At 61.5% G+C, this 24,314-nt stretch carries 26 protein-coding genes and 1 tRNA gene; 14 read left to right on the top strand and 13 right to left on the bottom strand.

What is annotated here, in order from left to right:
- Positions 1–26: 26 nt before the first annotated feature.
- Positions 27–2,291: a hypothetical protein gene (locus QA637_RS13795; protein WP_153436530.1), complete on the top strand. Its 2,265-nt coding sequence runs from the start codon at positions 27–29 to the stop codon at positions 2,289–2,291.
- A gap of 90 nt (positions 2,292–2,381) precedes the next feature.
- Here the strand turns inward: QA637_RS13795 and rpoH are convergent, their stop codons facing one another.
- Positions 2,382–3,287 (bottom strand): RNA polymerase sigma factor RpoH, encoded by a 906-nt coding sequence (rpoH, locus tag QA637_RS13790; RefSeq protein WP_153436529.1) that lies wholly within the window; start codon positions 3,285–3,287, stop codon positions 2,382–2,384.
- Between the two features lie 291 nt (positions 3,288–3,578).
- On the bottom strand, positions 3,579–4,607 hold the full coding sequence (locus tag QA637_RS13785) for an RluA family pseudouridine synthase (RefSeq protein WP_153436528.1): 1,029 nt from the start codon (positions 4,605–4,607) through the stop codon (positions 3,579–3,581).
- 29 nt (positions 4,608–4,636) lie between these two features.
- On the opposite strand from QA637_RS13785, the gene QA637_RS13780 reads away from it, so the two are divergent.
- Complete coding sequence (locus QA637_RS13780) at positions 4,637–5,023, top strand: hypothetical protein (protein WP_153436527.1); 387 nt, start codon at positions 4,637–4,639, stop codon at positions 5,021–5,023.
- Positions 5,024–5,033: 10 nt separating this feature from the next.
- A complete protein-coding gene (locus QA637_RS13775; protein ID WP_153436526.1) occupies positions 5,034–5,864 on the top strand; it encodes a TrmH family RNA methyltransferase in 831 nt (276 codons plus the stop codon).
- Positions 5,865–5,900: 36 nt separating this feature from the next.
- Here QA637_RS13775 and QA637_RS13770 read toward each other — a convergent pair whose 3' ends face one another.
- Positions 5,901–7,055, bottom strand: a complete 1,155-nt coding sequence (locus QA637_RS13770; protein ID WP_283061840.1) for a coiled-coil domain-containing protein — start codon at positions 7,053–7,055, stop codon at positions 5,901–5,903.
- A 226-nt stretch (positions 7,056–7,281) separates the two neighbouring features.
- On the bottom strand, positions 7,282–7,869 hold the full coding sequence (locus tag QA637_RS13765) for a DUF1134 domain-containing protein (protein WP_153436525.1): 588 nt from the start codon (positions 7,867–7,869) through the stop codon (positions 7,282–7,284).
- Between the two features lie 350 nt (positions 7,870–8,219).
- Between QA637_RS13765 and chpT the strand changes: the two genes are divergently transcribed.
- On the top strand, positions 8,220–8,873 hold the full coding sequence (gene chpT, locus QA637_RS13760) for a histidine phosphotransferase ChpT (protein WP_167528120.1): 654 nt from the start codon (positions 8,220–8,222) through the stop codon (positions 8,871–8,873).
- Between the two features lie 358 nt (positions 8,874–9,231).
- The gene (locus tag QA637_RS13755) at positions 9,232–9,594 is read left to right on the top strand and encodes a response regulator (RefSeq protein WP_153436523.1); all 363 of its coding nucleotides are present in this window, start codon (positions 9,232–9,234) and stop codon (positions 9,592–9,594) included.
- A gap of 289 nt (positions 9,595–9,883) precedes the next feature.
- On the opposite strand, the gene ctrA is transcribed toward QA637_RS13755, so the two are convergent.
- Positions 9,884–10,585 carry a response regulator transcription factor CtrA gene (ctrA, locus tag QA637_RS13750; protein ID WP_136508054.1) on the bottom strand — a complete coding sequence of 234 codons (702 nt, stop codon included), beginning with the start codon at positions 10,583–10,585 and terminating at the stop codon, positions 9,884–9,886.
- Positions 10,586–11,028: 443 nt separating this feature from the next.
- On the opposite strand from ctrA, the gene QA637_RS13745 reads away from it, so the two are divergent.
- The 5 genes from QA637_RS13745 to QA637_RS13725 all read left to right on the top strand — a co-directional run bounded on the left by QA637_RS13745 (position 11,029) and on the right by QA637_RS13725 (position 14,374).
- The gene (locus QA637_RS13745) at positions 11,029–11,379 is read left to right on the top strand and encodes a flagellar export protein FliJ (RefSeq protein ID WP_136508053.1); all 351 of its coding nucleotides are present in this window, start codon (positions 11,029–11,031) and stop codon (positions 11,377–11,379) included.
- A 213-nt stretch (positions 11,380–11,592) separates the two neighbouring features.
- Positions 11,593–11,988 (top strand): IS66-like element accessory protein TnpA, encoded by a 396-nt coding sequence (gene tnpA / locus QA637_RS13740; RefSeq protein ID WP_283061836.1) that lies wholly within the window; start codon positions 11,593–11,595, stop codon positions 11,986–11,988.
- A complete protein-coding gene (gene tnpB, locus QA637_RS13735) occupies positions 11,985–12,332 on the top strand; it encodes an IS66 family insertion sequence element accessory protein TnpB (protein WP_283061835.1) in 348 nt (115 codons plus the stop codon). Before tnpA ends, tnpB begins: the two co-directional genes overlap by 4 nt.
- 45 nt (positions 12,333–12,377) lie before the next feature.
- Positions 12,378–14,012, top strand: coding sequence for an IS66 family transposase (tnpC, locus tag QA637_RS13730; protein ID WP_428843110.1), 1,635 nt, complete (start codon positions 12,378–12,380; stop codon positions 14,010–14,012).
- On the top strand, positions 13,970–14,374 hold the full coding sequence (locus tag QA637_RS13725) for a hypothetical protein (RefSeq protein WP_283061834.1): 405 nt from the start codon (positions 13,970–13,972) through the stop codon (positions 14,372–14,374). Before tnpC ends, QA637_RS13725 begins: the two co-directional genes overlap by 43 nt.
- A 246-nt stretch (positions 14,375–14,620) precedes the next feature.
- On the opposite strand, the gene QA637_RS13720 is transcribed toward QA637_RS13725, so the two are convergent.
- Positions 14,621–14,902 (bottom strand): GNAT family N-acetyltransferase, encoded by a 282-nt coding sequence (locus QA637_RS13720; protein WP_153436522.1) that lies wholly within the window; start codon positions 14,900–14,902, stop codon positions 14,621–14,623.
- Between the two features lie 228 nt (positions 14,903–15,130).
- A complete protein-coding gene (gene sciP, locus QA637_RS13715) occupies positions 15,131–15,406 on the bottom strand; it encodes a CtrA inhibitor SciP (protein WP_003527546.1) in 276 nt (91 codons plus the stop codon).
- Between the two features lie 482 nt (positions 15,407–15,888).
- Here sciP and QA637_RS13710 point away from each other — a divergent pair, with 482 nt between their 5' ends.
- The 3 genes from QA637_RS13710 to QA637_RS13700 all read left to right on the top strand — a co-directional run bounded on the left by QA637_RS13710 (position 15,889) and on the right by QA637_RS13700 (position 18,218).
- Positions 15,889–16,632 carry a helix-turn-helix transcriptional regulator gene (locus QA637_RS13710; protein WP_153436521.1) on the top strand — a complete coding sequence of 248 codons (744 nt, stop codon included), beginning with the start codon at positions 15,889–15,891 and terminating at the stop codon, positions 16,630–16,632.
- A 178-nt stretch (positions 16,633–16,810) separates the two neighbouring features.
- On the top strand, positions 16,811–18,007 hold the full coding sequence (gene mnmA / locus QA637_RS13705; protein ID WP_283061739.1) for a tRNA 2-thiouridine(34) synthase MnmA: 1,197 nt from the start codon (positions 16,811–16,813) through the stop codon (positions 18,005–18,007).
- A gap of 134 nt (positions 18,008–18,141) precedes the next feature.
- Positions 18,142–18,218: transfer RNA gene (locus tag QA637_RS13700), tRNA-Met, on the top strand.
- Between the two features lie 193 nt (positions 18,219–18,411).
- Here the strand turns inward: QA637_RS13700 and QA637_RS13695 are convergent.
- From QA637_RS13695 to QA637_RS13685, 3 genes are all read right to left on the bottom strand, one after another.
- Positions 18,412–19,443 carry a hypothetical protein gene (locus QA637_RS13695; RefSeq protein WP_202982032.1) on the bottom strand — a complete coding sequence of 344 codons (1,032 nt, stop codon included), beginning with the start codon at positions 19,441–19,443 and terminating at the stop codon, positions 18,412–18,414.
- A gap of 162 nt (positions 19,444–19,605) precedes the next feature.
- Positions 19,606–20,328: a hypothetical protein gene (locus QA637_RS13690; protein ID WP_283061734.1), complete on the bottom strand. Its 723-nt coding sequence runs from the start codon at positions 20,326–20,328 to the stop codon at positions 19,606–19,608.
- Positions 20,329–20,347: 19 nt separating this feature from the next.
- Entirely contained in the window at positions 20,348–20,836 is a 489-nt protein-coding gene (locus tag QA637_RS13685) for a Panacea domain-containing protein (protein ID WP_153436518.1), read from the bottom strand.
- A 494-nt stretch (positions 20,837–21,330) separates the two neighbouring features.
- On the opposite strand from QA637_RS13685, the gene QA637_RS13680 reads away from it, so the two are divergent.
- Complete coding sequence (locus QA637_RS13680; protein ID WP_167528119.1) at positions 21,331–21,498, top strand: hypothetical protein; 168 nt, start codon at positions 21,331–21,333, stop codon at positions 21,496–21,498.
- On the opposite strand, the gene QA637_RS13675 is transcribed toward QA637_RS13680, so the two are convergent.
- The 3 genes from QA637_RS13675 to hutF all read right to left on the bottom strand — a co-directional run bounded on the left by QA637_RS13675 (position 21,488) and on the right by hutF (position 24,292).
- Positions 21,488–21,793: a hypothetical protein gene (locus tag QA637_RS13675; RefSeq protein ID WP_234886732.1), complete on the bottom strand. Its 306-nt coding sequence runs from the start codon at positions 21,791–21,793 to the stop codon at positions 21,488–21,490. The two genes, QA637_RS13680 and QA637_RS13675, sit on opposite strands and share 11 nt — an antisense overlap.
- Positions 21,794–22,126: 333 nt before the next feature.
- A complete protein-coding gene (locus QA637_RS13670; RefSeq protein ID WP_153436517.1) occupies positions 22,127–22,711 on the bottom strand; it encodes a HutD/Ves family protein in 585 nt (194 codons plus the stop codon).
- Between the two features lie 204 nt (positions 22,712–22,915).
- Complete coding sequence (hutF, locus tag QA637_RS13665) at positions 22,916–24,292, bottom strand: formimidoylglutamate deiminase (protein ID WP_153436516.1); 1,377 nt, start codon at positions 24,290–24,292, stop codon at positions 22,916–22,918.
- Positions 24,293–24,314 lie beyond the last annotated feature (22 nt).

The raw sequence follows: 24,314 nt of genomic DNA, 5'->3' as shown, positions 1-24,314 counted from the left end.
ACGCCTGGGAGTATGAGAAAGTTCTGATGGCAGATTTTGTTGCAGTTATTCGCAGGACCGTTGACGGCCTGTCGGAAAACACACCGGAAATGCGAGGCAAGGTTTACGAGAAGGCGCGCAGTGCTGTGCGCCGGCAACTCGAAAACATGAACCCGCGGCCGTCGGACGACATGATCAATCGCCAGCTGAACAAGCTCGAACAGGCGATCGGCGAGGTCGAAAGCGAACACGTTGAAGCGCTCCCCGCGGTCGAGGAAGTCGATGCGGTCGAGCCTGGCGTAGCTGAAACGCCGGTCGCACAAGAGCCGCATGCCCCTGTCGAGCCCGAGACTGCCGCGAGCGCCGCTCCAGAACCGGAACAGGCACCGTCGGAAGAGGAGCTCGAGGAACCTGCAAGCGAGGGGCCGAGCGTCGAGGAACCGGTGTCGCCACCTTCGGTTACCGCCGAGGCTATGGACGAGCAGCCGCACGTCGCGCAGGACGCCGCCTATAACGACGGCGTTCCATCCGAGACGGCGCGTGAGGCAGAGGCCGAAGAGCCTGCTGAGGGAGCAGCGGCGCAATGGCCTTCTTCGACAGAAGAGCAGCCGGCCGCGCGCGAACATGAAGTCGAGCAGGCGCCGGCGGTTGATCATATCCGGGAACCCGAACGGCACGCAGACGAACGCCACGGCGAGCAGCCCGACCATATGGAGCCGGTGGAATCCGAGCCCCCGTCGAGCGAGGAGGGGACGAAGAAATCGGCCACGTCCGAATGGGCTTTGCCAGAGTGGGAGGATACGACTCCAGCCACGAAGGCCGCCGACGCGCAGGTGGCGCCCGAGGACACGTCTTCGTCGACACCCGAGCTTTTGGGCATTCATCCGGTGGAACCGGAGGAGGTCGAGCCGGCACAACATGCCAAGGAGGCGGAACCGTCGCGCTCCTGGTCCTTCGACGAAGGTGATCCTTTCGCGGTCACAACGGAAGGCAGAAAGGATAAGCCTGCCGACGACGATATTTCCGAATGGTCGTGGCCGGTGGAAAAAGCGCCTGTGCCCGCGAGCCAGGAAGAACGTGCCAGCACGGCCTGGGACCATATCGACGACCTGCTTGGCTTTGGCGAGAGCAACGGGGCCGCGGTAGCGAACGGAGCGGCCAAGGAGAACGGCCGCGAGCAGCCTCCGATTTCCGCGCCGGCACGGCCGGCGTCCTACCGCGCGACACCGAAGCCTTCCCGGTTCAACTTCAAGCGTCTGGCGATCGGCGCCGTTATTGCGCTTCTCCTCGGTGGTGGCGGTTACGCCTATTGGCAGAACCGGGAGGCGGGCAACGCCTGGCTTTCGGGGCTGATTGCGAAGGTTATGCCCGCAGCGCCGGAGGGCACTGAAACACCGGCGGGTGAGACCGCGCCTACCGGTCAATCAAGCGGACAATCTGGTGCGCCTGACCAAACGGCGCAGCCGCAGGACAGTTCCACCAAGTTCACCCAGCGGCTGCTTGCCGACGGGTCTGAAGTGGACGATGGTCCGGCAGGGGTGAACGGCACGGAAGTTGCCCAGGAAGGCAAGTCCGTCGCTCCCCAGACGGAGGCAGGGCATGTGCAACCTGGCGGCACCGCACCACAGCCGCCGGCGGGAGAGCAAGCCGCGGCAACGGCACAGGGCCAGAACGCAGCACAGGGTCAGAACGCAGCACAGGGCCAGAATGCAGGGCCGGCGCCTCAGGCGGAGGTTTCCGTCGCAGATGGGGAGAAGATGTTCCTTTACGAGGAGCGTCTCGGCCAGTCGTCGCCGACAGCGATCCCGGGCACCGTCGCCTGGTCGATCAAGGATGAGTCGCCGGGCGGCGACGCGAAACCCGAGCCCGCCATCCAGGCGCAGATCACCGTTCCCGATCGAGGCTTTACCGCGCTGATGACGATCAAGCGCAATGCCGACCCGTCTCTGCCGGCAAGCCATGTGATCGAATTCGTGTTCTCACTTCCGGAGAACTTCGAGGGCGGTGCCATCGACGGTGTCCAGCGCGTTTCGATGAAGCGCACCGAGCAGGACCGTGGCGATCCGCTGATCGCCGTCCCGGCGAAGATCACCGACGATTTCCACATGATCGCACTCAACGACTTCGCCGAAGCGGTCAGCAACAATACGGAACTGCTGCGCAGCCGAAGCTGGATCGATATTCCGATTACCTACCGGAACGGTCGCCGTGCCCTGCTGACGCTGGAAAAAGGTGCGGCCGGCGTCGAAGCCTTCAACAAGGCTATGCAGGCGTGGGGTACGCTCGGCAACACGGCCGCAAGCAGCCAGTAGCGGGTAACGAGACACCGATGCAAAAAATCCCGGCGGGGCAACCTGGCCGGGATTTTCGTTTGTTCCCGCGTCGCGCGGAAGCTTAACCCTTTACGCGCCTTCAACGACGCGCAAGGCGCTGGAGCGCTCCAGCGCCGCCTTGCGGACGGCATCCTGCACTTTCTCGAATGCCCGGACTTCGATCTGCCGGACGCGTTCGCGGCTGATGTCGAACTCGGTCGAGAGATCTTCCAGCGTTACCGGGTCCTCGGCCAAGCGGCGGGCCTCGAAGATCCGACGCTCGCGATCGTTCAGCACCTTCATGGCGCTGGCGAGCAGGGCCCGGCGATTGTCGAGTTCGTCCTGTTCGATCAGGATCTCTTCCTGGTTGTCGTGGTCGTCGACAAGCCAATCCTGCCACTGTCCGGAATCGCCCTCGCTTGCCTTGATCGGCGCGTTCAGCGAGGCATCGCCCGAGAGGCGGCGGTTCATGGAAACGACCTCGTCCTCGCTGACCTTCAGTGTCGTCGCGATTTCCTTCACCTGCTCGGGCTTGAGGTCGCCCTCGTCGAGTGCCTGGATGCGGCCTTTGAGCCGCCGGAGGTTGAAGAACAGCCGTTTCTGGTTGGCGGTCGTGCCCATCTTGACGAGCGACCAGGAGCGCAGGATGTATTCCTGGATCGCTGCCTTGATCCACCACATCGCGTAGGTCGCGAGCCGGAAGCCGCGATCGGGCTCGAATTTCTTGACGGCCTGCATCAGGCCGACGTTGCCTTCCGATACGACTTCGCCGATCGGCAGACCATAGCCGCGGTATCCCATCGCGATCTTGGCGACGAGGCGAAGATGGCTCGTTACCAGCTTGTGCGCAGCGTTGCGGTCGTCATGCTCCTGGTACCGCTTGGCGAGCATGTACTCTTCCTGCGGTTCGAGCATCGGAAATTTGCGGATTTCGTCGAGATAACGGTTGAGACCGCCCTCTCCAGCGGTAATGGTCGGCAAAGTATTGCGGGCCATGAAGCACCCCCTTTTTGCGTCTCCGGTCTCCGGGACGGCAGACCGGACATGTGGGTCTTCATCAAGACCCCACGAGGCTAGAAGATAAGTACGGCGAAAGCATGATTCAAGGACTCCGGTTTCACGCTGTCGTGAGACCGGGGAAGGGAATGGCGCAAGTTGAAGCTCTTATAAGATTGGAATCCGGAACCAAGAATTCAAGGGCTATGGCATGATTCCTGAAAGTCTACGCGGCTTAGGAATCACGCAGCAATTCAAAGTGATACAGCGCCGTTTGCGTGTGCTGCAGGATTAATCTCCGGCCCGCAAGGCGGCAACCAGGGCTTCCATGTCAGAGGGCATCGGTGCCTCGAAATGCATCGTCTCGCCTGTCGTCGGGTGCTCGAACTGCAGCATGAAGGCGTGCAGCGCCTGCCGGTGAAAGCGGTTGACGACGGTTTTCGCCAGCTCGGGCAGCAGATTGGCCTTGGTCCGGAAAGCCGCGCCATATTCGGGGTCGCCGATCAGCGGATGGCCGATATGGGCCATGTGGACGCGAATCTGGTGGGTACGGCCCGTTTCAAGGTGACAGGTCACGGTCGAGGCGAGGCAGGTGCCATCCGGCTTTTCATGGTAACGCTCGACCACTTCATAATGGGTGATGGCTTCGCGCGCGTCGTCGCTTTCCTCGTGTTTGACGGCGCGCTTCGTCCGATCAGCGGCCCGTCCCAGCGAGGCGTTGATCGTGCCCTTCAATTGCCGGGGACGCCCCCACACCACCGCCTGATAGGCGCGTTCGAGTGGGCCGGTGCGCCCGTGGTCGGCAAACTGGTCGGAGAGATGCCGGTGGGCGGTATCATTCTTTGCCACGACCATGACGCCGCTCGTTTCCTTGTCGAGCCGGTGAACGATACCCGGTCGCCTGACGCCGCCGATGCCGGAGAGGCTGTCGCCGCAATGGTGGATGAGCGCATTGACAAGCGTGCCCGTCCAGTTGCCGGCACCCGGATGGACGACCAGGCCGGCAGGTTTCACGAGGACGATCAGGTCGTCGTCCTCATAAAGCACGTCGAGAGGGATCTCTTCGCCCTTCGGCTCGGGATCCTCGGGCTCAGGCAAGGCGATCTCGAACACGTCGCCGGGATGCACCTTACGCTTCGGCTCGACGATCGTCTTGCCGTTGATCGAGACGGCGCCTTGCTCGATCAGGCTTTTGATGCGATTGCGGGAAAACTCGCCCGCAAGCGCGGCCGTAAGGAAGGCGTCCAGCCTTCCCGCCGCGTCCTCATTGGCCTTCAGGACTTTCCTATTGCCGGCGGCTTGTTTAAAGGGATCGTTCATTCCGTTTCAATTCCGACAGAAAGCCAGCCATGACTGCATTCGAGCCCGATGAACAGGAAGAAAAGCCGCTGGATCCCGCGATGGAAAACGTCCGTCGCAAGATGGTGCGCCTGCAGCTCGTCTCGGCCGGCGTGATGCTTGTCATGCTTATGGCTGTCCTTGGGACGATTGTCTACAAGCTGACCCGCACGGATGACGGTGCGGCGGCAGCGCCGATGGCAGCCGTGAGCGTGCCGGGCGACGCGCCCGTAAGCGCGATCGCTGCGCTGCCGGCCGGGTTTTCAGTGAGCAATGTCGCGCTCTCGGGGTCGCAGGTGCTTTTCTACGGCAGCCTGCCCGGCGCCGAGCCGCGCGCGATCGTGTTCGACATTCCCGCCGGACGCATCGTCGCCGACATCACCGTCAGGACCAATTGACGGCATCGCCATGACGCTGCCCGCCCCCGTCCGCATCGATGATCCTTCCGATGCCCGCATCGCCGGCTTCGTCGCGATCAAGGAGCGGGATCTCACAGGGCGGCAGGGTCGTTTCATTGCCGAGGGCACGGTCGTGCTCCGCATGCTGGCTGCCGCTCATCGCGCCCGGCGTGGCATCGTCGCCGAGGCGATCCTGCTGCTCGAGAGCCGTGTTGCCGGCCTGACCGAACTGCTTGCCGACTTTCCGGCCGATGTCCCCGTCTACGTGGCGGATGGGCGGGTTTTCGATGCGATCGCCGGCTTCAACATGCATCGCGGCGTGCTGGCGCTCGGGCGACGCGATGCGGTGCCTGATCGGGATTCGCTCATCGCCAGCCTTCCGGCAGAAAGCCTCGTCCTCGCCGCCTGCGGGATTTCGAACCACGACAACATGGGCTCGCTGTTTCGCAACGCCGCCGCCTTCGGCGTCGATGCCGTCCTGATGGATGCAGCGAGCTGCGATCCGATGTACCGCAAGGCGATCCGGGTGTCGGTCGGATCGGTGCTGACGATGCCGTTCGCGCGGGAAGGGACGGGGGCTGCGCTGATCGAACGACTTCAGACCGCGGGCTTTGCGATCTGGGGACTGTCGCCGCGCGGCACGGTCGACATCAGCGACATTCCGCCAGCGCCACGAACGGCGCTTCTCGTCGGCACCGAAGGCGAAGGGCTGCCGGAGGCTATCCTGTCCGGGATCCAGACCGCGCGCATCCGCCAGCGGCCGGGTCTCGATAGCCTGAACGTCGCCATGGCTGCCGGCATAGCGCTGCATCAGGTCGCGCTGATCAACGGGCGAATCTGAAGCTGGTCCGTTCGGGAGCAGGTCCGTTCGGGGCGCTCACTCCGGGGGCAAGATTTCCTTGGCGCGGCTTGCCAGGCTCTTGCGGTTCGGCGTGGCGTCCGTCTCCTCCCCGGCGAGCAGGCTGCGGATCGGTGAGGCCTTGCCTTCGCTTGCCGCCGTCAGCGCAATCATGCCCGCGGCGATGTCGGCGACCTCCTGCCGCAGCGCCTCGTCATGGGCGGCGGACTTGGCGTTTATCAGCCGCTCCGAAAGCGCTGTGGCGCGATTGCGCAGGTCTTCAGACATGGTCTTGTCAGGGGCTTGTTTCGCCATTGCGTGTGGCTCGGCGCTCGCACCATCCACGGCGTCCGCAGCAACCGCTTTCTTAGGAATTGCGAGGCCGGCCGCACGAAGGACTTTCGCCGCTTCGCGCATCTCCTGATTCAACTCTTTCAGGCGCGCCTTCAATTTTTCGATCTCGTCCGCCCGCCGCGCGAGCGCATTCTCGCGCTGCGCATTGGCGGCGGCTTCGCGTGCGACCGCGGCATCGAGCTGGCGTATCCGGGCCTCGTCCTTACCGAGCCGCAACTCCATTTCCCGTGCGCGGGCATTCTCGGCCTTGAGATCGCCGCGCAGCGCCTGGCGCTCGTCATGCAGCCCGGCGAGCCGGCTCTTCAGGTGCTCGATCTCGGTTTCGCGTGCGGCGAGGTCTATCCGGAGATTGTCTATATCGGCCGTATGTTTGTCCATTTTGCCGTTGAGCGTACGGATCGTATCGCTCTTGGTGCCGTTGTCCTTTTCCGAAGTCTCGAAGGTTGCCTTCATCTGCTCGAGACGTTGTTCGAGTTGGCGGACCGTGGAGCGCATGTCCGCCGCTTCCACGTTCATATCGGCAAGTTGAGCCTGCAGATCGGCATTTTCCCCGGCGAGCCTGCGCGCCTCGCGAAGGGTATTTTCGTTTTGCAGCATCAGCGTGACGCTCTTGTCGCGTTCGCGCCGGAGCGCCTGCTGGGCCTTGGCGTTTTCGGCAGCATAGGTGGCGCGGGCGGCATCCCTCTGCGCACGCACCTCCTGGGGGCTGAGGGGCATGGTTGCCTTCAGGCGATCTTCTGCAAAGCGAACGATCCGCCCTTGAATGGCGGGGGCGATCATCAGGCCAATAACAACCGCCGTCAGAAAGCCCAGGGCAAAGAGGAGCGCATATTCAATCACGAGCTGGCCGTTTCAATCTGGACCGGATGCACCGCCCGCGGCGGAGCGCGGGCGCCATCCAGTGCTTTTCCTGCAGTAAACATGATGGCTGGAATGCTGCAAGTGCTGCAACAGGAAAGCGCGCCTTTTCAGACGCGCCAAGATCGGGTGAGACGGAGAGGTGAGGTTTACTTCGCGAGTGCCCGGTCAGCGGTGCGCCGGAACAGGCCCCTCGCTTCGAAGCGCCTCAGAAGGGATTCCACGTCGGCTGTTGCGTCAGCTTGAGGTAGCCGACGTTGAGGCCGAGCCTTGCGCCGATGCCGGTGCGGATCGGCACGACGACGACCTGGTCGTCCGTCAATACGGTCATCCCGACGCCGGCGACGACATAGGCCGAGCCGGAAACGCCGCCGAAGCGCTTGTAGAGCGCCGGAACGCTGGGGAGGTTGTAGACGAGCATCATGGCGCGGCTGCCCTGGCCGCCCCAATCGAGCCCGAGCGAGGGACCTTGCCAGAAGACCGAGTGTCGTCCTACGTTTTTGGTATAGAGCTCGCCCTCGCCATAGGTCAGGCCGGCGATAAAGGCGCCGGAGCCTTCCTGTCCGAGAATATAGCCATTCGGCAGGCCGTAGCGCTCGAAGGCGCGCTCGACGACCTTGGCAAGTCCGCCCGACGTTTCGCCGAAGAAGCTGTGGCCGGCATCGACGATTTCCTGCATCGTGTACTGGCTGTTGTTCGGGGACTGGGCGTGGGCGACAGACATGGCGCCGGCTATTAGCATCATCGTCAGGATAGCGCGGACAACCATTGTGGTTGCCTTCATGAACGGCTGCATCGTTTCCTCCGTCAGGCACGAAAGTGACCTGCGCCGGCTGTCATGGCCGGTATTTGCATCGGTTGCGCGTCCGGCGCGGGTCTTGTCCATTTCCAGGGGCGGGCGCGGAAAAGTGTGGAAACTGGTTCCGGCCGCGCATCCTCCAGCGATTCGCGCTGAATTCGGGATGCACCAGCAATTTGAACCGATCATCTTAACAATCGGTTTACCAAATGTGATGTCATTATGACCTATTGATTACCGGCCGCGCCCGCGCGATTCATGGCCCGTGCCATGGTCGTGCGGCAGCTGTGTTGTGGGGCAAGAAGGCGCGCCGGCGCCGGTAGACGGATAGCGAACAAGGAAGAATGATGGCAAAGAATCCGAACCTGACACTGACGGGACCCGATCTGGCCGCACTGCTCTGCAGCCGGGTTTGCCACGACATCATCTCGCCGGTCGGCGCCATCAACAACGGCCTCGAACTCCTGGACGAGGGCGGAGCCGATGCCGACGCGATGGACCTGATCCGTACCAGTGCGCTCAATGCCTCCGTCCGCCTGAAGTTCGCCCGTCTTGCATTCGGTGCGTCCGGGTCGGTCGGCGCCTCGATCGATACGGGCGAAGCCGAAAAGGCTGCGAAGGACTTCGCCGCAGCGGAAAGGAAGACCGAGATCAGTTGGAACGGCCCACGCGCGATCATCGCCAAGAACCGCGTCAAGCTTCTCCTCAATCTCTTCCTGATCGCCTACGGCTCGATCCCGCGCGGCGGTTCGATCGATGTGACGCTCGAAAACCCTGAGTTCGACGCGACCTTCAGGCTTGTCGCCAAGGGGCGAATGATGCGGGTCAACCCGAAGCTGGTGGAATTGCTCTCCGGCAGCCCGGAAGAAGCTGTCGACGCACATTCGATCCAGCCCTACTACACCGTCCTGTTGGGCGAGGAAGCTGGCATGACGATCGATGTCGTTTCGACCGGTGAGGAGATCGTATTCACGGCGAAGTCCGAGGCCGCTACTGCATGATTCCTTAAATCGCAATCGATTTAAGGACAAAATCACGCGGCAGATCAAAGTGCTACAGCGACCGTAGCGCGTCCGATTGGACGCGCGGCGCTGCGGGGGACAGGCTCGTCGTCCCATTCGCCGGACGATGAATATCGACACGTTACCGACCCTTCGGCATCAGTCTGCCGGAGGGTCTTTCGTATGTGGCCCCCTGGGTTGGGTTCGTCTCACGTGCGACCGGGACGTGTTGAGCTTCGATGTCCGTGCCGAAACGAAGTATTAAGTAACCCTCGTAACAGTTTCTTTGCCAAATCTGTATAAGATTTGTTGCATGATTGCCGGTGCGCGTGCAGGTAGAGTGTGAAGGAGTTTGGACATGCGGCGCTTGATGATTGCTGATGGCTCGGAAGCTGTCAGGAAAGTTGGAAAGCGCATCCTTTCGGGCATGGGATTCCTGGTGCTCGAGGCGCCGAGTAGCCTTGATGCGTTGGTGCGCTGCGAAGCCGAGTTGCCGAACATTCTGATCGTCGATGCGGCCCTGGACGGTGCGCTCGATCTGATCGCCAATATCCGGCATCTGCCGAACGGAACGTCGGTGCGCATCTACTATTGCGTTGTCGAGGCGGACCTGAAGAAGATGATGGCTGGCAAGCGCGCCGGCGCCGACGACTTCCTGCTGAAACCCTTCGACCGCAAGATTCTGACGAGCGTTTTCGCCAGCCAGTCGATGGCCGCCTGACGGACCTTTGCAGCGCCGCGCGTTTTTGAGACGCGCAAAGGTCGCCGTAGCACTTGAATTGCTGGATGATCGACACGGCCGTGGCATTCCGCGGCCGTTTTTCTTACACCCTGCCCATGCCCAATGTCGATCCGACGCGGCGGCGCCGCCATTCCCTCGTTCGGTTGGCGAGCGCAATGAAGGTTGGCCTAAAAGAAAAACCCGCCCGGGAGGGGCGGATTCTTCGATCCGATGATAGCTGCTAGAGCGGCCGAGGAAATGCGGGGTCCCGACCGCGTTGCTATCGAAATCAAGCCGTTTCCAGGTAGTCGTTGCCGTCCGGCTCGCGCAGGACGTAGCCGCGCCCCCATACGGTCTCGATATAGTTGGCGCCGCCGGCGGCGTTTGCGAGCTTCTTGCGCAGCTTGCAGATGAAGACGTCGATGATCTTCAGTTCCGGCTCGTCCATGCCGCCGTAGAGATGGTTGAGGAACATTTCCTTGGTGAGCGTCGTGCCCTTGCGCAGCGAGAGGAGCTCCAGCATCTGATATTCCTTGCCGGTCAGATGCACGCGCTGGCCGCCGACTTCCACGGTCTTGGCGTCGAGATTGACGATCAGCTCGCCGGTCGAGATCACCGACTGGGCGTGGCCCTTGGAGCGACGGACGATCGCATGGATGCGTGCGACCAGTTCGTCCTTGTGGAAAGGCTTGGTCATGTAGTCATCGGCGCCGAAGCCCAGGCCGCGCACCTTGTCTTCGATGCCCGCCATGCCCGACAGGATGAGGATCGGGGTCTTCACCTTCGACAGGCGCAGCGTCCTCAGGACCTCGTAGCCGGACATGTCCGGAAGGTTCAGGTCGAGAAGGATGATATCGTAATCATAAAGCTTGCCGAGATCGACGCCTTCTTCACCGAGATCGGTCGTGTAAACGTTGAAACTCTCGGACTTAAGCATGAGCTCAATGCTTTGAGCTGTCGCGCTATCGTCTTCGATCAGTAGAACCCGCATTTTTTTCCCCTTTTCCGCCGCCCAAGGTCGTCCGTGGCCCCCTTACGCGATACGGATCCAGTCGTTGCCTGATTTGGAGGCTGCCACCAAATGGTTAACAAATTCTGATTCACTCTGGCAAGGTGTATCGAGATTGTTAAATATTTTTAGCAGTCTCCTGATTCCAAAGGTGAATCTCAAATGGCACTTCTCACGTAGTTCATGAGGAAACGCCGTTAACTGACTCTTGCGACTCGGTAATGGCGAAGTGCCACATTTCGTGCTTCAGCATTTACGGAGCCTTAAATCATCACACCTATGATTAACGATGCCCGTAAACGAAAGGTTACCAGCGGTAGGCCTTTGTTAATGCCGCTTCGATTTTTTGTTTCCGGCCGCCACAGGGCCGGCACGACGGGTCAGGATCAGTAACCGGGGTCTCGGTATCCACGGGAGTATTGCGTATGAAAGCACGTGAGAGCCTTGTCCGCCTGAAAGAGTTTCAGGTCCGGGAGAAGCAGCGTCAGTTGAACCAGCTTCAGATGATGATGGCCGAGTTCGAGCGAATGACCAAGGATCTGGAAAGCCAGATTGTATTCGAAGAGAAGAAATCGGGAATTTCCGATCCCGCGCATTTTGCCTATCCCACCTTCGCCAAGGCTGCCCGCCAGAGAGCCGACAATCTCCAGGTATCGATTCGCGAGCTGAAGGCGCAGCAGGATGCCGCCGAACTTGCCCTCGAGGAGGTCCAGGCCGAATACGCGAAAGCGGCGGCGCTCGAAGAACGGGACACGGGCGCACGGATGCGCGCCTGATAAGATGGAAGCGCTTTGCAGCGCCGCGCGTCCTATCCGACGCGCAAAGGACGCTGCAGCACTTTCAGTCGTCTCCGGCTTGACCGGAAGACAGCCTGGCCTGAAGCGAACCCGCCTCGCATGTCTGGATGCAGGGTATCCCCACGGTGACGGCCGCCTTGCTGAGATGGCCTGAAGGCTGCAAGTCCTAGTGCAAGCACTAGGGATATTCCTATGACAAAGCAGCTTGTTGAGGTGATTACGTCGGTCGAGCGTCGTCGACGCTGGTCTCGTGAGGAGAAGGAGCGGCTGGTCGCAGCGACGCTCGAGCCGAACGCCAGTGTTTCGGAGATCGCGCGCTCGGCGGGGATCCATGTGAGCCAGCTTTTCCGCTGGCGTAAGGAACTCTGCCAGATCTCCGCGCCGTTCATCCCGCAACTGGTTCCCGTGGAGGTCGTCGAGACGCTGCCTGCGCCATCGATCCCGACCGAGCCGCCGCCGGGAGACCGGCGGCGCAAGAAGGCGAGCCTGGTGATGATCGAGCTTGGCGGCGGCCGTCGCCTGCGGGTCGAGAGTGACATTGACACCGAAGCCTTGGCCCGGATTGTTGATGTGCTGGAGCGGCGATGATCCCGGTCCCGAACAGTGTGAAGGTCTGGCTGGCAACCGGCTATACCGATATGCGGAGAGGCTTTCCTGGCCTGTCGCTGATGGTGCAGGAGACGCTGAAGCGCGATCCGATGAGCGGTCATCTTTTCGTCTTCCGCGGCCGAAGCGGCGGGCTGATCAAGGTGATCTGGCACGACGGCCAGGGTGCCTGCCTGTTCACGAAGAAGCTCGAGCGCGGGCGGTTCATATGGCCGTCAGCGGCCGATGGCACGGTGGTGATTACGCCCGCGCAGCTCGGATATCTGCTCGAAGGCATCGACTGGCGAATGCCGCAAAAAACCTGGCGTCCGAGCTCAGCGGGATGAGCAAAACCGCTGGCATGCAGGGAGCGAATATGATTCCATCCCGCCATGACCGATGCGGCCGATCAGCTTCCCGACGACCTTGCCAGCGCGCATGCGATGATCCTCGCCGAGCGCGCGGCCCGCCGTGAGGCGGAAGCACTCGCCGCCCGCGCCCAGGCGGTAAACTCGCATTCGGATGCGCTGATTGCCCGGCTCCGGCTGGAGATCGAGAAGCTGAAGCGCGACATCCATGGCAGCCGCTCGGAACGCAAGGCCCGGCTTCTGGAACAGATGGAACTGCAGCTCGAGGAGCTGGAGGCCGACGCCAGCGAAGACGAACTGGCCGCGGAGATGGCAGCACGCTCATCGACGGTTAGGGCCTTCGAGCGCAGGCGTCCGTCCCGCAAGCCGTTTCCCGAGCATCTGCCGCGCGAGCGCGTCGTCATCGCCGCGCCGGTGAGCTGCCCGTGCTGCGGTTCGGCCAAGCTGGCAAAACTGGGCGAGGACATCACCGAGACGCTGGAGGTGATCCCGCGTCAGTGGAAGGTGATCCAGACCGTGCGCGAGAAGTTCACCTGCCGCGAATGCGAGAAGATCACCCAGCCGCCAGCACCCTTCCATGTGACGCCGCGCGGCTTTGCCGGGCCGAACCTCTTGGCGATGATCCTGTTCGAGAAGTTCGGTCAGCATCAGCCGCTGAACCGGCAGAGCGAACGCTATGCCCGCGAGGGTATCGACCTCAGCCTGTCAACGCTCGCCGATCAGGTCGGGGCCTGCGCCGCGGCGCTGAAGCCGGTGCATGCGCTGATCGAGGCGCATGTGCTGGCCGCCGAACGGCTGCATGGTGACGACACCACCGTGCCGATCCTGGCGAAGGGGAAGACCGATACGGGTCGCATCTGGACCTATGTCAGGGATGACCGGCCGTTTGGTGGGCAATCGCCGCCGGCGGCGCTCTATTATGCCTCGCGCGATCGGCGGCAGGAGCATCCCGAGCGCCATCTGAAGAGCTTCACCGGCATTCTGCAGGTGGACGCCTATGGCGGCTACAATCCGCTGTTCAAGGTGGATCGCGATCCCGTTCCGCTGACCCAGGCGCTATGCTGGGCACATTCACGGCGCAAGTTCTTCGTGCTCGCCGACATCGCCAGCAACGCCAAACGCGGCAAGAATGCTGCCGCGATCTCGCCGGTTGCGCTCGAGTCGGTCAAACGCATCGACGCTCTCTTTGATATCGAACGTGACATCAACGGACTTGCCGCCAGCGAACGCCTGCAACGACGTCAGAAGGACAGCCGTCCGCTCGTCGATGAGCTTCAGGCCTGGCTTCGATCTGAGCGAACAAAGCTGTCGCGCAGTTCACCGGTCACTGAGCCGATCGATTACATGCTGAAGCGCTGGGACGGATTCACGTCCTTCCTCGGCGACGGCCGCGTCTGCCTCACCAACAATGCCGCCGAACGGGCGCTGCGTGGCTTTGCCCTCGGCAGAAAGTCATGGCTCTTCGCCGGCTCCGACCGTGGTGCCGATCGCGCCGCCTTCATGGCGACGCTGATCATGAGCGCCAAGCTCAACGACATCGATCCGCAGGCCTGGCTTGCTGACGTTCTTGCTCGTATCGCCGACACCCCGATCACCAGGCTGGAGCAATTGCTTCCGTGGAACTGGGTGGCATCGTCGGCAAAAGCCGCCGCTGCGTAGGTCAACTCGGACGATTTGGCCTGCTCACGCCGATGTATAGGGGAATGATCGTGGTCACCAAACTCTCGAAAAACACATTTTTGGCGAAGAAGCTGACCGGCAAAATACTCGTTGCTGTTTCTACGATCTCAGAGGAGACGACGCTCTCGTTTAAGGACGGATTAGCTTGGACGGCAGTTCGAGTTGATGGTCGGGTCGCTTGCGGGTCTTCATCGGTGCAAGCGGTCACAGTCACCGATGAAGACTTGATGTTAGAGTTCGATGAAGGCCGCATAACAGTCGGCCGGATTCCTGACAAAGGTCCGGAGAGTTATCTTTTGGAGGACAGCAGCGGTGCTCTCATCGTCGACAACGGAGCCTGACCGTTCGCTCAGGTGAATGACGATCGGCCACCTGCGGTGCTCACCGGACGGTTACGATGCAGGGCGGGTTAAGGCGTTTCCTGGACGCGCCGTTCGTCGAAATGGAAAGAGGGGCATGGCAGAAGCCGCCCGCGCCGGCGTGACTAAAGCGCGTCGCGTTCAATTGGACTCATGCGACGCGCTTTAGGTCGTTGCTTTTAAGCATGCCGCTGGCCCAAACCGCTGCACACTCTTGGGCGACATGCATCAGGCCTGGATCACGTCCTGCCACTCCTGATGGCGCATGGCCTGGGCGCGCATGAAGGGGCAGAGCGGGATGATCTTCCAGCCACCCTTTCGCGCTTCTTCGACCGCGTGCTTTGCGAGCGCTTGGCCGACACCCTTGCCGCGCAACTCATCCGGCACCAGTGTATGATCGATGATGATCAAGGTCGGCGAGGAGCGAGAATAGGTCATCTCGCCGGTATAGCCCTCCACGGTCGCCGAATAGCGGCCCTTCGAATTGATTTCCTCGTCGACGATTTCCATCGATCTTCCGTGCTCCGCATCTGTTGCTGACGGCTGGGATGCTACAGCATAACTTCCGAGATCGAAATCGACTGCGATCTCGTGCCGCAATTCAAAGTGCTACAGCGTCCTTTGCGCGTCCGATGAGACGCGCGGCGCTGTAGGAGCACCCTGCCATCAAAAACAACACCGGCGGCTGCGGGCAGATCCCGAGCCGCCGGTGTCGAATTATGGCCCTGTCGGGTGAACTCAGTGGCGATACTGTTGGATGCGCGTGGTCCGCAGGCCGGCGAGACCGTGGTCGTTAATGGAGGACTGCCAGGAAAGGAACTCCTCGACGGTCAGCGTGTACCGTTCGCACGCCTCTTCAAGGCTCAAAAGGCCACCGCGCACGGCGGCGACGACTTCAGCCTTCCGGCGGATGACCCAGCGCCGGGTGTTCGCCGGCGGGAGATCCGCAATCGTCAGAGGGCTGCCATCGGGGCCGATGACATACTTTACGCGTGGTCGCATCATTTCGGTCATGGGACTCTCTACACAAACTCAAGACCATATGAACGCGACCTTAGCCTGCCACATTTAACATTTGCCTAAGCGGCAGGTAACAATTTGCTCATAATTTGAGACACTTCGCGGCTGGGTGTAGCGATCCTGTCGCGTTCAAAAGATCAGGCCAGCATGCTTCATCCAATTTGCTCCGCTATTGCTGTGCCTTGCGCGGAAAACCCTGGATTCGCGCGGTTTTCACATGGGAGCCATGCAATTACCACATTTCACTTCAACTAAAATTTTTGATAGCGAGGCGTCCATCAAAGAATGAGCGTTCGCGTGTACGCTCCCGGAATTGTCTCCTGGATACAACTTATTTCGTGATCGGCCGCGTTGCTTGCGCGACCGGCGGAGTGGGGCCGGTTGTATTTCAGCTGCACTCGAAGACGATGCCCGGTTGTAGGAAAGCATTCCATTCTCGACCGGTCGAACGAGCGCCGGCAACGTGGTGACAAGGTATGAAGGAATCGAGTGAACCGGCCTTGCGGCGCGAGGCTGAGGCGGACATGTATTTCGAATTTGATCCGGCATCGGTGCGCACCGAATACGAGCTGCTGCACCTGATGCGCAGACTGATTGCGCGCTACCGGTTTCAACGCTTCCTGATCGCGCGGCTGCCGCTCGCCGAACAGCAGCGGTTTTCCGAAAGCCTGGTGCTCAGCAACTGGCCGCCCGAGCTGGTTCGCCAATACGATGCTTCCGGCGCCTTTCATGCGAGCGTCCTTGTCCAGCGCCTGCGCCAGACGAAGCTGCCGCTCGCGGGCGGCGCGGAGCTTCTGGACGCGGCAAGCACGGAGGGAGGAGATATCTCCGTCCGTCACCTCGCCGATCCCGACATGGCGCGTCATTTTGCCTTGCTTTTGCATACGACCTACGGAGAACCATACGTGGTCCTGCTTTCGGGCGCGCGGGAAGAGCCGGTCGGCGCGGAATGCGCGATGCTCTATCTGACGCTCGTGCAGCTCTTCGAGTGCCTCGAGCGCACCTTCGATACGGGCAGCACCGTGCGCGAAAAGTTGTCCGGCCGCGAGATCGAGTGCCTGCGCTGGGCGGCGGCGGGCAAGAGCAGCGACGAGATCGCCATCATCCTCGGCATTTCCGCCTATACAGTCAGCAGCTATTTCAAGAGCGCGACCCGCAAGCTCGACGCGGTCAACCGCATGCAGGCGATCGCCCGGGCGATGCGGATGAAGCTGATCTGACCACGTCTATCGGCCACCAAACCTCCGCTCTTGCCGCAAGGCGGACAAGTTTCTATATGTCGCGGCACAGAAAGCCTTGAAAATGCCGGCCGGCGCCGCCTTTGCGGGAGGCCCACGGCAAGAGCGTGAAACAGGGCGGCGCAAGCGATCGGCGCGCCGCAATGCCGGATTGGATCCCGTGAACAGTCTCGATTTTGACCGCAAGCCCGAAGATACGCGCGTCGTCGTCGCCATGTCCGGCGGCGTCGATTCCTCTGTCGTGGCGGGGCTGCTCAAACGCGAGGGCTACGACGTACTCGGCATCACGCTGCAGCTCTATGATCATGGGGCGGCGGTGCACCGCGCCGGCTCCTGCTGTGCCGGCCAGGACATCGACGATGCGCAGCGCGTCTGCGAGACGCTCGGCATTCCGCACTATGTGCTGGACTATGAGGCACGCTTCCGCGAGACGGTGATCAACCCCTTTGCGGAAAGCTATATTGCCGGCGAGACGCCGATCCCCTGCGTTGCCTGCAACCAGACGGTCAAGTTCGCCGATTTGCTTGCGACCGCCAAGGAGCTCGGTGCCGACGCGCTCGCCACCGGCCACTACATCCGTTCCCGGCCGAGCCCGAACCCGCGTTACGCGGGGCAGCGCGCGCTCTACCGGCCGACGGATGCCGAGCGGGACCAGAGCTATTTCCTGTTCGCGACCACGCAGGAACAGATCGATTATCTGCGCTTTCCCTTGGGCGGCCTTTCCAAGGCCGAGACGCGGGCGCTTGCCGAAGACATGGGCCTGATCGTCGCCAAGAAGGCCGACAGCCAGGACATCTGCTTCGTGCCGCAGGGCAAATACAGCGACATCGTCTCGAAGCTGAAGCCGAATGCGGCGCTTGCCGGCGAGATCGTCCATCTCGACGGTAGGGTGCTCGGCAGCCATGACGGCATCCTGCACTATACGATCGGTCAGCGGCGCGGCATCGGGGTCGCCACCGGCGGGCCGCTCTACGTCGTCTATCTCGACGCCCGCTCGCGCCGCGTCATCGTCGGCCCGAAGGAAGCGCTGGAGACGCGCCGCGTCTATCTGCGCGACATCAACTGGCTGGGTGACGAGGAGCTTGAGCAGGCGGCCGCCCGCGGCTTCGACTGCTTCGCCAAGGTACGCTCCACCCGCCAGCCGATGCCGGCGGTCCTGAAAAGCGACGCCGAGGGCCTTTATGTCGAGCTTGCCGAAGGGGAGGCGGGCGTCGCGCCCGGCCAGGCCTGCGCGCTCTATTCCGGCACCGGCGAAGACGCACGCGTCTATGGCGGCGGCTTCATTCGCAAATCCGAGCGCGAGCCCGGCGCGGAAGCGGCGCTCAAGGCGCTTTTGCAGGCGCCGGCGGCGGCTTGAGAAGGCGTGATCAGCAACGTCAGGAAAAGTTCACATTTTCCCGCAGACTTTGCTTGACACTAGCCGGAACAGCACCTTATAAGCCGCCCGTCCAGCCGAGACGGGCTTCTTCACGAAGCCTCCACGGCACCGGCGGCGGAGTAGCTCAGTAGGTTAGAGCAGAGGAATCATAATCCTTGTGTCGGGGGTTCGAATCCCTCCTCCGCTACCAACGATTTAGCCGACAGTGTGGAATCGATTAGGCTCGATGTAGCTCGCCGCGCTTTTCCGGATGTAGCTCGCCGCGATTTTCCGGAATTTTGACACCGAAAATCGGAATATTGGATTTTCCGGCCCTTCTGTCAAAATCCGCCCGAAAGTGCCTTTTGAGCCCGTAGGAATCCGCAGGGCGTAACGACGATATCTCAGGCGGGAGCATCTGCCATCTTTGCGGGCTGCTTCTTTTGAACGCCGGGTCCGTGTTCTTTCCAGACCTTATCCATGTCGATGCCCTCTTCGAGCGCCGCCTTCATCTTGTTCCGGGCATTGTCAGAGAAACGGTCGTGCTTAGAGCTCCCGAACTCGAACCTGTGGTGACACGAAGGGTCGTCATCGATCTTGAGGTAGCGCCGGAGGGCCAACGCTCGCGGGAGGCTCAGCTTGAGCACCTTCGCTAGCTCCGTAGCGCCCATATGGAATTTCTTCTGCAAGTCCACCTGTCGCACGGCCGCAGCTGCTTGCGGGTCGTCCCCAGCCACGAACTTGACGGGAGGGCCTTCCTTCTTCGAGAAGTGCACCGTGATCGCCGGCCCGTCGCCCTCAATCGTGCTGGCGATAGTGTTAAGCCTCGGGAAGACCTCTCCCATTTCGCTCCCCGCCTTTATCGCTTTCTCGATCCTGTTGATGTCCTTCTCAGAAATCTGGACCTCCTCGGCGGCGAGGCCCTCCATCGCGAGTAGTGCGCGTATGCGGGCGCGGGCCTCGTCGCGTTTCCGTTTGCCGGGTTTAAGTAGCTCGCCGATTAGCCGGTACTCTCGGTCTACGAGAAAGTCGAAGTCGCCCGGCGGCTTGGTCGACACGGGCAACACACGGGCGGGGATGCGGGACGAAAGGTCGAGGTCGAGTGCCCGCTTCAGGTACATGTCGAATACGGTGACCAGCGCCCGCGTCTGGAGGTACAGAACGTCTTCCTCGACGACCGTGAACCAGTGCTGCTCGGCGTCGCGGAGCGCGTCGATCATGCGCATCGTTCCAGCCTCGGCTTCCGTGAGACCGTGATCCTGTCGGCACAGGTGTAGCGCCCGATCGAAGCTGATGCTCTTTCCGTTCTCCTCGTCGAAGACCTTCACTCTGTTCTGCACCAGGACAGCCTTGAGGAGCATTTCGCAGGCGTGCTGCAAGTGCAGGAGAACCGAGCAGACCCGGCCCTCGTCGTCGTAGCTGTTGAACGTGCTCATGGCCATTCGCATCGAGCAAATGGCCTTGTTGGATAACGTCTTGGCGTCTCGGATTAGCGGCATGCATGAATCTCCTGAAAGGCGCCACCAAGACCACCTGCTTTTTAACAGGGGCTTGGCGCGCTCTCTCAGCAGGAAAGCTGATTCGTGGATCGAACCCAACTACGACGGATCCGGTTCGTCTCCGAGTTCAAGAAGGAGATCGTGAACGCTTTGGACCTCTGGGGCTAGGTCATCCAACGAGATAAGGTCGTCTCTCGATAGCCGCACGATGCGAGGCGAGCGGACCTTGGGTAAACGGTCGCGGCGGGACTCGACGGTCTCAAAATCACAGCTCAAGTCGGCTAGCTCCACAACTGCCGCTTCACGGTCACCAACTGCATATGCGTGGTGGATGATGGAGAGCAGAACCTTGATTGTGTGATCGTCAAGACGCTCTCGCCGAGGATAGGCAAACTGAAAAATCAGCTCGTCGTCTTTGACCAGCTCGTGTTGAAGCCCAATCGCCGCTGTTCTGTTAAGGCCGAGCGCCAGATTGCGTGCTGGATGGTCATACGCGGCATAGCCTCTCGGCCTGACTACATCAAAAAGAGTCAAAGCGGCGTCGACATTGATGCCCTCGTCTATACCCTTGCACGCCGCCTTAACATATCGCTCCAGCTCGCCTCGTCCGACAGGTGGAGACGGATCCAGGCCCCGGGCAACACCATAGATGGTGGGAATGGCGGCGCGAAAATATCGGTAGCTCGGAAATTTTCCGCCGTTCACCGCACGATGAAGGTATCTTCTGAGCCAGCCCTTTCGCGCGGCCGAGGAAACGGTGACGGCTTGCGCAAGGTCAATAAATTGTATGCGATTTAGAAGGCCGATGGCCTTGCGTTTCATCTTTCCCAATTAAGCGCCCCTAAGCGGTCTGTAGCCCCTCGAAGTACGACAAGATCAGATCATCCTTGATTCGCATACCAACGTTAACACGGGACTTTGCTGCCTCGATCGTTCGAGACCAAGGGGTGCCGGGACGGTGGGTGATGTCCACCAAGGTGAAGCTCGGAATCTCAAGATACTTGTAGAGATGCTGCTCGATCGTGGAGATCGCAGCATTATCAGTTAGCTTGGGAAGGGGCGCGGTGGTCCGCTTCACCGGGTCGAATTTCTGGGCAAGCTCGGTAATAGGTTCGTCGCCATATTTCTTGAACTCGTCGTAGACGGATCTTTGGACAGGTCCAAACTCCCAAGCCTCAAACTCAGACTTTACGAGAGCTTGCCCATACTCGGTTAGATGATGCCCATGCAGGAAGTAGAGGATTTTCTGCACATCGATCTGCGTGAGTTCGAGGCCTTCGTCCCACGCCCTAGTGAGCATTTCGTTAGCGATGATCCGGGCATCAAACATATTCTCTGTCCACTCGCTGCTTGCGATGCTGGGTCATGGCGCATCTCCTTGCGCAAATCAGTTGCATCCTATCTTCAACTCACATCGTCTCCAAAGGCTTAAAATCGCTTCAAAGGGCCTTTAAATGTGCGTTGTGGTTTATGTGGGCAGCCTGAGAGTTCGCCACGCACGCGCCGCCGCTCGGCTGATGGGGATATCCTCAATCGTCGGACTAAAGCGGCGTGCGTGACGCTGCCTTGTTTCACACCCCCCAAAAGAAAAAGCCCCGCGCAAGGGCGGGGCAAGTTTCGCATCCCGTTGCCTTCAAGGGATACGGGGGAAAGATGTAGTTCCAGCGGAAACTACGGTGCGACGCTATCCATGGAGTGAGTGGAGAGGAAGGTCGGATTCTTCGATTCCGGTACGCTTCTGCAAATAAAGCCAGTATGGCGATCTGCTGCATTTGCGCGATAGAATTTAGAATTTGCTAAATCATTTATCGCTAAGATTCAGGAATGCGCGGCTTGCTACTCGTCATTGTTGGACTGTGTGGCCTCCTGGCGATCGATCAGATCGCAACCGAGGGCCGGTATCGCCGCGCGGTCTGGAGCGAAGCAAAAGCGCAAGGAAACACGATCCAGGATCGGGTGGAATATTGGGTGAACGGTATCATCAGGTTTTGACGCGGGCCCGCCGTGCGGCCCTCCGTTCCGCTATTTTTGCCTGGAGTTTTTCGCTGAACCGCGGCGCCCTCGGCAGGGCCATGTTCATGGCCTTGTCCAGATCTTCCCGGTACCAGAACTTGCGCCTGGGGCCTTCGACGAGGCGCGGCTGCGGGTAAATTGTTCCGATCCGCTCGAGGAAGTCTTCGACGTGCTTTTCACCAACGTAACCGGCCGCCATCTCCGCCATCATGCGTGGCGGCCAACTGCCGGTGGGAATCTGGGCGGCACGGCGTTTCCTGTCTTTTTCGGGCATCGCGGCACCGTTTCCTCGACTGCAACCGAGACGTCCTGCAGCGCCGCGCGTCTTTTGAGGCGCGCAAGGGATCACTATAGGACGTTGAACCGCTGGCATGATCGCTCAAATCGATTCCGATTTGAGCGATCATGCAGTAGGCTCTCACAGTGCCGGTTGCTGTCAAGAATTAGCGGCGCCCCCCAAAGGGAGTAGGGCGATCAACATGCCGGTCGCGGCCACGTGACCATACCTGTCGCCGATCGGATCGCCGCCGAAATTATCGCCCACGCACTCGATCTGCTTCACGAGGTAGGCCGCAACGCCCACGCGGAGGTCGTCGACCGCTCGATGTCAGGCCGCGCCGCCGGGCACGATCTCGACAAGGAAAAGCCCGGACGCGATCTCCGCCGTCAGCGTGAGGGGGAGTGGCTGGATGAGGATCGCGGCGTCCAGCGCATGAAGCGTTGCGGTCACGCCCTCCGTCGCCAGCGTGACGCTTCCGCGGTGGCAGAAGACGATGAGTTCCCGGGCATGGGATTCGAGCGATTGCGAACCCTCGACGTGAAGCCGCCGCACGCGGTGCTTCAGCACGCCGCGCCGCGTCATGACGTTAAGGTCAATCACCGGGCCGTCGCGAAGCGTCGCCGATGTCGGCGCCTCGGCGGGGAAGGAGAGGGGAGGATCGGCGACCGTCAGCAGCTTCGGCTGCCGGCCTTCGATTGCAAGCGTCATGCCGGCACCTTCGAGGATCGAGAGCGTGCGGTCGATGCCGGGGAAGCTGGAGAAGGAGCCGTCGCTCGCGACCGTCGCCATGCTGATGCGCCAATCGAAATCGGAAAGCGACGCGCGCTCCGGGGAGACGGCAATTTCCACGGTTTCGCCGCCACCGTTTTTCCACGGCATGCGCCGGTATTCGTTCGAGCGCAGGATCTTCATGGCGTGGCTCCTTGCATCAGGTTGCGCATCCGGTCGATGTCATTCGCAGGCTTGTCGCCGGTCTGGGTCTTGCATCGCGAAACATGGCCGGCGCCGCACAAGGCGCGACATACGGTTAGCCAGATTGCACAGAATATCACCCGACGTTCTATTGTGCACGGCCTGCAATCGTCGGTCGTCTGATCTTGATCGTTGCTTCGGTGACTATTTCAGTTTCGTCAGAACCCGTGCGAAGGCGCGGTCGATCTCTTCCTCCCGATCATGGCGTCCATTGCGGATCTTCCATTGGCCGGCGACCATCACGTCGCGCACCGCCTCACCACCGAGCGCGAAGAGCCAGCGGTCGAGAATCTGGTTGTCGGTGGCGGCGGCGATATACGGGTTGGCGCCGTCGAGGACGACGAGATCCGCGCGTGCGCCCGCCTTGATGCCCGGCGCGTCGAGGCCGGCGGCTTGCAACCCGCCGGCAAGGGCCGCCTCGAAGACCGATCGCCCGACGGACGCGCCTGGACCGGCGGCAAGCCGGTTGCGCCGGCGATCGCGCAGCCGCTGGCCGTATTCGAGAAGCCGCAGTTCTTCCGCGACGCTGGTTGCGACATGGCTGTCGGTGCCGATGCCGATGCGGCCGCCGTCGGCGATGAACTCGACGGCGGGAAAGATGCCGTCACCGAGATTGGCCTCGGTCGCGGGGCAAAGGCCGGCAACCGCCCCGGAAGCGGCGAGCCGCTTCGTTTCCTCGGCCGTCATGTGCGTCGCGTGGATGGCGCACCAGCGTGCGTCGACAGGCATTTCATCAAGCAGCCATTCGACCGGCCGCCGGCCGCTCCAGGCGAGGCAGTCGTCGACCTCGCGCGTTTGCTCGGCCACATGAATATGAATGGGGCCGGAGACCGGAGCCGCAGCGAGAATTGTCCGCATCTCGTCCGGCGTCGCGGCGCGCAAGGAATGAATCGCATAGCCGAGCTTGGCGCCACCGCTCGCGCAGGCGGGACCAAGGCGATCGAGAAGGGCGAGAAAGCGATCCGGATCATGCAGGAACGGGCGTTGGCCGGGATTGGGCGCCACACCGCCGAAATTGGCATGGGCATAGAAGACGGGAAGATGGGTCAGGCCGATGCCCGTCGCCTCGGCCGCGCGCAAGATCCGAAGCGACATTTCGGCAGGATCGGCATAAGGGGTGCCGTCTGCCTGGTGATGGAGATAATGGAACTCGACCACACGGCCGAAGCCGCCCTTCAGCATCTCCATGTAAAGCTTGGCGGCGATGGCCTCGGCGTCGTCCGGGTCGACGAGGCCGACGGTGCGATACATTTCCTCGCGCCAGGTCCAGAAACTGTCATCTCCCGTGCCTGCTACTTCCGCGAGGCCGGCCATGGCGCGCTGAAACGCATGGGAGTGAAGGTTGGCAATCGCCGGAATCACCGGTCCCGAAAGTCGCTCGTCGCCTTCCGCAATGGATTGGCCGGGCGTGACCGATGCGATGCCGCCCCCGTCGTCAAGGGTGATGGCCACGTTTTCGGCCCAGCCGCCTGGAAGAAGAGCACGCTCCGCAAAGAGCCGTTGGACGGGAAACGTGGCCATGCTGCGATTTTCCTGTACGTGG

Origin of the sequence: Sinorhizobium terangae, assembly GCF_029714365.1 — a bacterium.
GTDB classification, from domain to species: domain Bacteria; phylum Pseudomonadota; class Alphaproteobacteria; order Rhizobiales; family Rhizobiaceae; genus Sinorhizobium; species Sinorhizobium terangae.
The sequence above is the reverse complement of the archived record's forward strand: the minus strand, read 5'-3'. Positions and strand labels throughout refer to the sequence as shown.

Coding starts and splice junctions, on each gene's coding strand:
- QA637_RS13775 (WP_153436526.1), top strand. CDS start 5,034: ATGACGCTGCCCGCCCCCGTCCGCATCGATGATCCTTCCGATGCCCGC.
- QA637_RS13690 (WP_283061734.1), bottom strand. CDS start 20,328: ATGAAACGCAAGGCCATCGGCCTTCTAAATCGCATACAATTTATTGAC.
- sciP (WP_003527546.1), bottom strand. CDS start 15,406: ATGACCGAAATGATGCGACCACGCGTAAAGTATGTCATCGGCCCCGAT.
- QA637_RS13720 (WP_153436522.1), bottom strand. CDS start 14,902: ATGGAAATCGTCGACGAGGAAATCAATTCGAAGGGCCGCTATTCGGCG.
- QA637_RS13755 (WP_153436523.1), top strand. CDS start 9,232: ATGCGGCGCTTGATGATTGCTGATGGCTCGGAAGCTGTCAGGAAAGTT.
- chpT (WP_167528120.1), top strand. CDS start 8,220: ATGGCAAAGAATCCGAACCTGACACTGACGGGACCCGATCTGGCCGCA.
- QA637_RS13695 (WP_202982032.1), bottom strand. CDS start 19,443: ATGAGCACGTTCAACAGCTACGACGACGAGGGCCGGGTCTGCTCGGTT.
- QA637_RS13765 (WP_153436525.1), bottom strand. CDS start 7,869: ATGCAGCCGTTCATGAAGGCAACCACAATGGTTGTCCGCGCTATCCTG.
- rpoH (WP_153436529.1), bottom strand. CDS start 3,287: ATGGCCCGCAATACTTTGCCGACCATTACCGCTGGAGAGGGCGGTCTC.
- tnpC (WP_428843110.1), top strand. CDS start 12,378: ATGACCGATGCGGCCGATCAGCTTCCCGACGACCTTGCCAGCGCGCAT.
- QA637_RS13780 (WP_153436527.1), top strand. CDS start 4,637: ATGACTGCATTCGAGCCCGATGAACAGGAAGAAAAGCCGCTGGATCCC.
- ctrA (WP_136508054.1), bottom strand. CDS start 10,585: ATGCGGGTTCTACTGATCGAAGACGATAGCGCGACAGCTCAAAGCATT.
- tnpA (WP_283061836.1), top strand. CDS start 11,593: ATGACAAAGCAGCTTGTTGAGGTGATTACGTCGGTCGAGCGTCGTCGA.
- QA637_RS13675 (WP_234886732.1), bottom strand. CDS start 21,793: ATGCCCGAAAAAGACAGGAAACGCCGTGCCGCCCAGATTCCCACCGGC.
- QA637_RS13670 (WP_153436517.1), bottom strand. CDS start 22,711: ATGAAGATCCTGCGCTCGAACGAATACCGGCGCATGCCGTGGAAAAAC.
- QA637_RS13685 (WP_153436518.1), bottom strand. CDS start 20,836: ATGTTTGATGCCCGGATCATCGCTAACGAAATGCTCACTAGGGCGTGG.
- QA637_RS13680 (WP_167528119.1), top strand. CDS start 21,331: ATGCGCGGCTTGCTACTCGTCATTGTTGGACTGTGTGGCCTCCTGGCG.
- QA637_RS13745 (WP_136508053.1), top strand. CDS start 11,029: ATGAAAGCACGTGAGAGCCTTGTCCGCCTGAAAGAGTTTCAGGTCCGG.
- tnpB (WP_283061835.1), top strand. CDS start 11,985: ATGATCCCGGTCCCGAACAGTGTGAAGGTCTGGCTGGCAACCGGCTAT.
- QA637_RS13785 (WP_153436528.1), bottom strand. CDS start 4,607: ATGAACGATCCCTTTAAACAAGCCGCCGGCAATAGGAAAGTCCTGAAG.
- QA637_RS13795 (WP_153436530.1), top strand. CDS start 27: ATGGCAGATTTTGTTGCAGTTATTCGCAGGACCGTTGACGGCCTGTCG.
- hutF (WP_153436516.1), bottom strand. CDS start 24,292: ATGGCCACGTTTCCCGTCCAACGGCTCTTTGCGGAGCGTGCTCTTCTT.
- QA637_RS13710 (WP_153436521.1), top strand. CDS start 15,889: ATGAAGGAATCGAGTGAACCGGCCTTGCGGCGCGAGGCTGAGGCGGAC.